Source organism: Bacillus sp. AY2-1, assembly GCF_008368965.1.
Classification (GTDB): Bacteria; Bacillota; Bacilli; order Bacillales; family Bacillaceae_G; genus Bacillus_A; species Bacillus_A thuringiensis_S.
Map to the genome: position 1 here is coordinate 1 of NZ_QPEL01000106.1, position 5,633 is coordinate 5,633.

The following is a 5,633-nucleotide window of genomic DNA, read 5'->3' on the forward strand; positions in this document are numbered from 1 at the left end:
CCTCTAGTTTTCTAGCCGGACTATATTCTATTTTCAAGCTCATTTCTATCTCCCCATGAATAAAACTCAGCATTCTGTTTATACTACAACTACATCTAGAGACACATCACTGTTTAGAGCGGCTAGGTTTTGTTAGCTGCTCTTTTGTTTTTTACACAAATAAAATCAATAACTCAGCATATAATATCTATGTAGCTAGATTATTACCTCTGTATCGAGCAGTTAGGCTGGGCTAACTGCTCTTTTATTTATGACAAAATGAAACTTTTTAACAGAATTACTTTCGTATAACATTTTCAATCTCGCTTACACTATAACTGTAACTTTAAGTTACACATCTATTACTTAGAGGGCCTAATTTTCTTTTGTGTAACAATTGGTTAGCTCATAAAGTTAACCAATTTGTTGCGTTAAATATTTTTTATTTCTCAATACTTAATACCTGGAATTAATTCTTATTTATTGGTATTAAACTATTGACATTGATTTTCCTCATATGCAATTTTTGAAAAGGCCTTTTCTCTCACATCAGGCCCTTTTATTTATAAAAAAAGATTATTTTATATAGATTACTATAAGCATCCATAAAGCCAAAGCACCAATTAGCGAGTACTATACGTGTATATAGTATCCTTACTTCAAAGTCTGTTTTCTTGAAGATTTCTCGTAATGGAGATGTCTCAAAATGTTAGCTTGATGGGCATGGGATCCCGCCCACATTTTAACGAAAATATAAGCTAAGCAAATCCCAACATAAAGCGAGCCGAATTTTCTACCCTTAAGAAAAATTTCGGTTCGTTTTATGGTTTCATGACAAGTTGTTTACTGAATAATAAAGTTCTTTATTGGAACAGGCTACTTTCTTCAACAATCTGGCCCGATTGTTGAAGAAGAAATATAATAAAAATGCTTTTGATTGTTTTATTAAACGAATTAAACCGCAAAAAACAAGAAGAATCCCCCCCTTTTTACTAGTACACTAAATCCTATAAAAGGGGGGAGATCATGAACAATAAAGCCATTGGATTATTTCAAGGAATTGCGTTATACATTTCAGCTATTCTAGGATCAGGTGTCCTTTTTTTATCGGGGGTAACGGCCTCAATAGCGGGCCCTGCATCTATTGTATCCTGGTTTATCGTTATTATAATTAGTTTTCCGCTTGCTTATTCCTTTGCTAGTTTGGCACGGATATATCCTGATTCTGGTGGAGCAGCAACCTTTGTTAGAAATTCTTTTGGATATCATCTTGGCAATATCGTTGGGTGGTTTTACTTTGTAACAGCAGCAGTTGGTCAAACGATTGTATCTTTAACTGGTGCTTTTTACGTCAGTCAGGCATTTGGATTTTCGCATTTTGAAACAATTATAATTGCCGTCTTTATTTTGGTAATTGCAGGTGTTTCCAATTATTACGGCGTAAATGTTAGTGGTAAAGTTGCAGTGATTTTAAGTTCCTTATTACTGATTCTTTTAGCGTCAGCTGTATTTGTGGCATTTCCAAGAATACAATGGGGGAATTTTACTCCCTTTGTTCCAAATGGATGGTTTTCTGTCGGGAACGCTATAACGGTTATCTTTTGGGCATTTTTCGGTTGGGAGGCGATTTGTAATCTGGCTGAGCACTTTAAAAGGCCAGAAAAAGATATTGTCAAAGGAACAGTTATTAGTGCAGTTGTCATTGGATTATTATTTTTAGCGCTAAGTCTTGTCACTATTGGAACGGCCACGTATGGCAGTCAAGAAAGCAACCTGTCTCCTATCGGTGTTATAATGGGAGGTACAGTAGGCGGAGGTGCCAAAGTCGTTACAGCTGTTTTAGCTTTAATTATTTGTACAGGGACAGCGAATGCTTTTGTAGCCAGCCTAACGCAATTAGGATATTCATTAAGCAGAGATGGTGCTTTCCCAAAATTTTTCTCAAGGCTGCATGCAACTACTCAAATTCCAAGACAGATGGTATTGTTTGTTATCTGTTTTTCGGTAGCAGGTGTGTTAGTGACAAAAGCTTTGTCACTAACGTTTGATGATATTTTGTTTATACCGACTTCTCTTGGGATTCTAGTTTATGTTCTTTCAATGGCGGCAGGCGTTAAATTATTTAGGAAGAACACACTGGCATGGTGGGCATCGTTAATCTCTTTCATTTTATGTTTGCTGGTGATTCCATTTTTTCAATTGTATATATTTGTTCCGTTAATTGTCGTGGCTATATATGTGATTTATATGATTTTAAGTAATAAGATTTTCGCCTACAAGGGAGGATTAAAATCTAATGAAAGATCAAAATAACCTTTCTAGAGATACCATGTGGAAAGCAACAGTATCATGTGATTCAGCGTATGACGGGATATTCTTTTACGCAGTCAAGACAACTGGAATTTTCTGCCGGCCTTCTTGCAAGTCTAAGGTTCCTAATTATGAAAATGTATCCTTTTTTTCAAATGCGCAAGAAGCTCAAAGGGCAGGCTATCGCCCATGCAAAAGATGCCGATCAGATCTAAATATAAAAATATACGACCCGTTCGAATGCGTTTTAGAAGATATTATGCGATTGAAAAAAAATAATTATGTTCAAAACATGTCTTTAAATGAAATTGCATCAAGGGTAGGAGTTAGTCGTTTTCATTTAAATCGGAGTTTCAAAGAAAGAACAGGGTATACTCCTCGAATATATCTAGAAAGGATCAGAGTTAAGAAAGCAAAGGAACTGCTCTTGACAACGGTCTTTAATAGTACAGAGATTGGTTATCAAACAGGCTATCAAAGTGTATCTAGCTTTTATAATGCATTTAAAAGAAATACAGGGTTTTCACCGAGTCAATTCCGGGCTTTCCATAGTGGAAATACCGTAAACCAAGAACTTGACTGAATTCACGTTCTTTAACAAAAGATAGCATGAATTAACAAGAGTGCTTTGTACTCATCGTATTTTTCGATAAATCATTACTGATTGATTAAAAGTAAACAACTTTGTATTGAACAATAATAAGCAATTTTTTCTCTGTTATAGAATTGTAGGCTTTTTAATTCAATCCTCAACAAACGGGCAGCATTATTGAACAAGTTTTATGAACTTTAGTGGTAGCATCATTAGTGAATTGCTTTATAACAACTAATTAAGGAGGGGTAGAATATGAGAAATAACTTTCAAATCGTTGCGTTACAAGAGAAGGAGTTTAATAACCTATTTCTAATGAATGAAGAAGTATTAAAAAATATCGGGGCAGTCAAAATAATAGCAAATAAAAATCCTGGATATCCTTGCAGGGTAAGTTTGAAGGATGCAGAGGTAGGAGAAGAGGTAATTTTACTGAATTACCAATATCATAGTGTTAATTCGCCTTATAAAGCAAGTGGTCCTATATTTATACGAAAGGGAGCAACTACTGCTAAGCTAGATGTAAATGAAATTCCGCATATGTTACATCATAGGTATCTATCTGTACACGGCTACAATGCTGACTCAATGATTGTAGAAGCAAGGATTACAGAAGGTGTAAATTTAAGAGAAAATATAGATGAAATTTTTGATAATAAAGAAGTAGAATATATTCATATTCTTAACGCTAAACCAGGATGCTATAACTGCCTTGTTAATAGAGTGTAAAAAAATTGAAAATGCAAAACTTCTATTATCCTATAAGGGGTACCACTAATCGCTATCAAGCTAATTCAACAAAATCTCCCCTAAAATGAAAAAATACGCTATTCTTTTTGTAGAATCATAGGAAAGGATGGCGTTTTTGTATGTCTATTTCTGTATCTGATGAATTACAACTATTTGCTCAAGAGATTCAAAGTTTTTTATCTCCAAATACCTTACGGGATCTTGCTAGAGATGTTGGTTTCGTGCAACGAACCAGTAAGATTTAGTCGCTTTATGTATATGGATGAGTCAAAATATCGCTACAACCTCTTTAGCTCAGTTATCTAGCTGTTTAGAATCATCCACAGAAGTACTCATCAGTCAGGAAGGACTGAATCAAAGGTTTAATAAATCAGCCGTTCAGTTTTTGCAACATATATTGACTAACCTTCTAAATAACAAATTAACTTCATCTATACCACTTTCTTCTCCATACACCTCTGTTTTCAAGCGTATTCGCATTTTAGATTCCACTGCATTTCAGCTTCCAGATATATTTTCAACCATTTATCCTGGGCTGGAGGATGTAGCCATACTGCTGGGATGAAAATTCAACTTGAATATGACCTATTAAGCGGACAATTCCTATATATCCATACAGGTCCAGGGAAACAACATAATCGAACCTATGGTTCTCTGTGTATTCCAACTGTAGCACCAAATGATTTATGTATCCGTGATTTAGGGTATTTTCATTTAAAAGATCTTCAACATATACAACATAAAAAGGCTTACTCTTATCTATTAATAACTGTACATCGTCTTGCTCCTCTACAGATTAAACGCTCGGCTTCTCTTAATGAAATTGGAACAAGTACAGCTTCATCAACATCGTCTTCTACATCAAAAACCGCAAATGCTTCCCCACCCACGATTAAAACACAAATGAATTCTACTTCTAAATCATCATGAGACCTAGGAATACAATTAGAAATAGTACAACGTTGAATACCCCCTACTAACAATGTTCTAGCTTCTTGCTCAGATATTCGAATAAAAACAAATTCCTCTATAGCTACATTTCCAACTTCCACTTCAATTTCTACTAGAAGAAAGAATCTGTTTCTAATTTTCACATTTCCTATGTATACGTACACTTTCCAACACGCCTTCTAATTCCTCTTGTTTCGCTGTTCTATCAATTTTTGGTAAGAAAGATAATTGTTTAGTCATATAAGACCGCTCCTTTTTATTTTTAGATTATTTTTGTCTTATTGCTCCACGTCTTCGTTCATAACAAGGTCTATGCATCCCCATTAAATCCTCAATTTCACGAGTACTTAATTTCTCTTTTGGTTTTTTCTTCTTTTCTTGCTTGGATTTCTTTTTCCATTCATGTAACTGATTTTTTAACCCCTCCATTACCCCATCTCCCTTTTCAAAATAAAAAGGACACCCATTCGTAAAACAGCCTTAATTGCTGCTTTAATGAATTGGTGTCCTCTAGTTTTCTAGCTGGACGATATTCGAATGTTGTTTTAAATATCCCAATAGTCACTATTAACATCATTAGTATATTTGCTGATTTCCTTCTCTTTCCCACACTTTTCACATTTGAAATAACTAACTATCCCCATCTTACCAGTTTTAAAATCTTCATTGTCATGACTATTAATAAGTTTATATCTATGTATACATTTAGGTTCTTTTAATTTACCCAACCAATTTCCTAACATAAATTAATCCCTTTCCTCTCGAAGATATTCTTTCTATTCCCATCTTCTTAAGAATACCTTAGAAAATATTTCTAATAAATGTAACTTGGTAGCTTATTTTTCTTTAAACAAAAGGATTATTTTGTTAAAAGATTCATTCCAATTTATAACCACTATCTTTTTCTTATATTTTCCATTAAAATTTAATAGAAATATTTTGATAACAAAGGAGCAACCTATGAAGCATAATATAAATTTTTTGCTGGTATTAAAGGATTCTCTAAAGCAGGTAATTGGATAGCAATGCTTAGAAGCATAGTAACAGTTCT

At 34.0% G+C, this 5,633-nt stretch carries 6 protein-coding genes and 2 pseudogenes; 5 read left to right on the forward strand and 3 right to left on the reverse strand.

The annotated features are described in order from the left end of the window. Positions 1 to 1,005: 1,005 nt before the first annotated feature. From DN403_RS22790 to DN403_RS22805, 4 genes and pseudogenes are all read left to right on the forward strand, one after another. Positions 1,006 to 2,292, forward strand: a complete 1,287-nt coding sequence (locus DN403_RS22790; RefSeq protein ID WP_098437258.1) for an APC family permease — start codon at positions 1,006 to 1,008, stop codon at positions 2,290 to 2,292. After that, entirely contained in the window at positions 2,276 to 2,872 is a 597-nt protein-coding gene (locus DN403_RS22795) for a bifunctional transcriptional activator/DNA repair enzyme AdaA (protein ID WP_149185761.1), read from the forward strand. Before DN403_RS22790 ends, DN403_RS22795 begins: the two co-directional genes overlap by 17 nt. A 264-nt stretch (positions 2,873 to 3,136) precedes the next feature. Beyond that, positions 3,137 to 3,610, forward strand: coding sequence for a DUF1203 domain-containing protein (locus DN403_RS22800; protein ID WP_149185762.1), 474 nt, complete (start codon positions 3,137 to 3,139; stop codon positions 3,608 to 3,610). 140 nt (positions 3,611 to 3,750) lie between these two features. Further along, positions 3,751 to 4,384: pseudogene (locus DN403_RS22805) on the forward strand (IS4 family transposase); the annotation flags it as partial. Between the two features lie 2 nt (positions 4,385 to 4,386). Here the strand turns inward: DN403_RS22805 and DN403_RS22810 are convergent. The 3 genes from DN403_RS22810 to DN403_RS22815 all read right to left on the reverse strand — a co-directional run bounded on the left by DN403_RS22810 (position 4,387) and on the right by DN403_RS22815 (position 5,325). After that, positions 4,387 to 4,746: a hypothetical protein gene (locus DN403_RS22810; protein WP_098437260.1), complete on the reverse strand. Its 360-nt coding sequence runs from the start codon at positions 4,744 to 4,746 to the stop codon at positions 4,387 to 4,389. A 103-nt stretch (positions 4,747 to 4,849) separates the two neighbouring features. After that, on the reverse strand, positions 4,850 to 5,011 hold the full coding sequence (locus DN403_RS31280) for a hypothetical protein (protein ID WP_002082702.1): 162 nt from the start codon (positions 5,009 to 5,011) through the stop codon (positions 4,850 to 4,852). A 116-nt stretch (positions 5,012 to 5,127) separates the two neighbouring features. Further along, positions 5,128 to 5,325: a hypothetical protein gene (locus DN403_RS22815; RefSeq protein WP_000901426.1), complete on the reverse strand. Its 198-nt coding sequence runs from the start codon at positions 5,323 to 5,325 to the stop codon at positions 5,128 to 5,130. Between the two features lie 85 nt (positions 5,326 to 5,410). Between DN403_RS22815 and DN403_RS32365 the strand changes: the two are divergent. Next, a pseudogene (locus DN403_RS32365) lies at positions 5,411 to 5,633 on the forward strand (hypothetical protein); the annotation flags it as partial.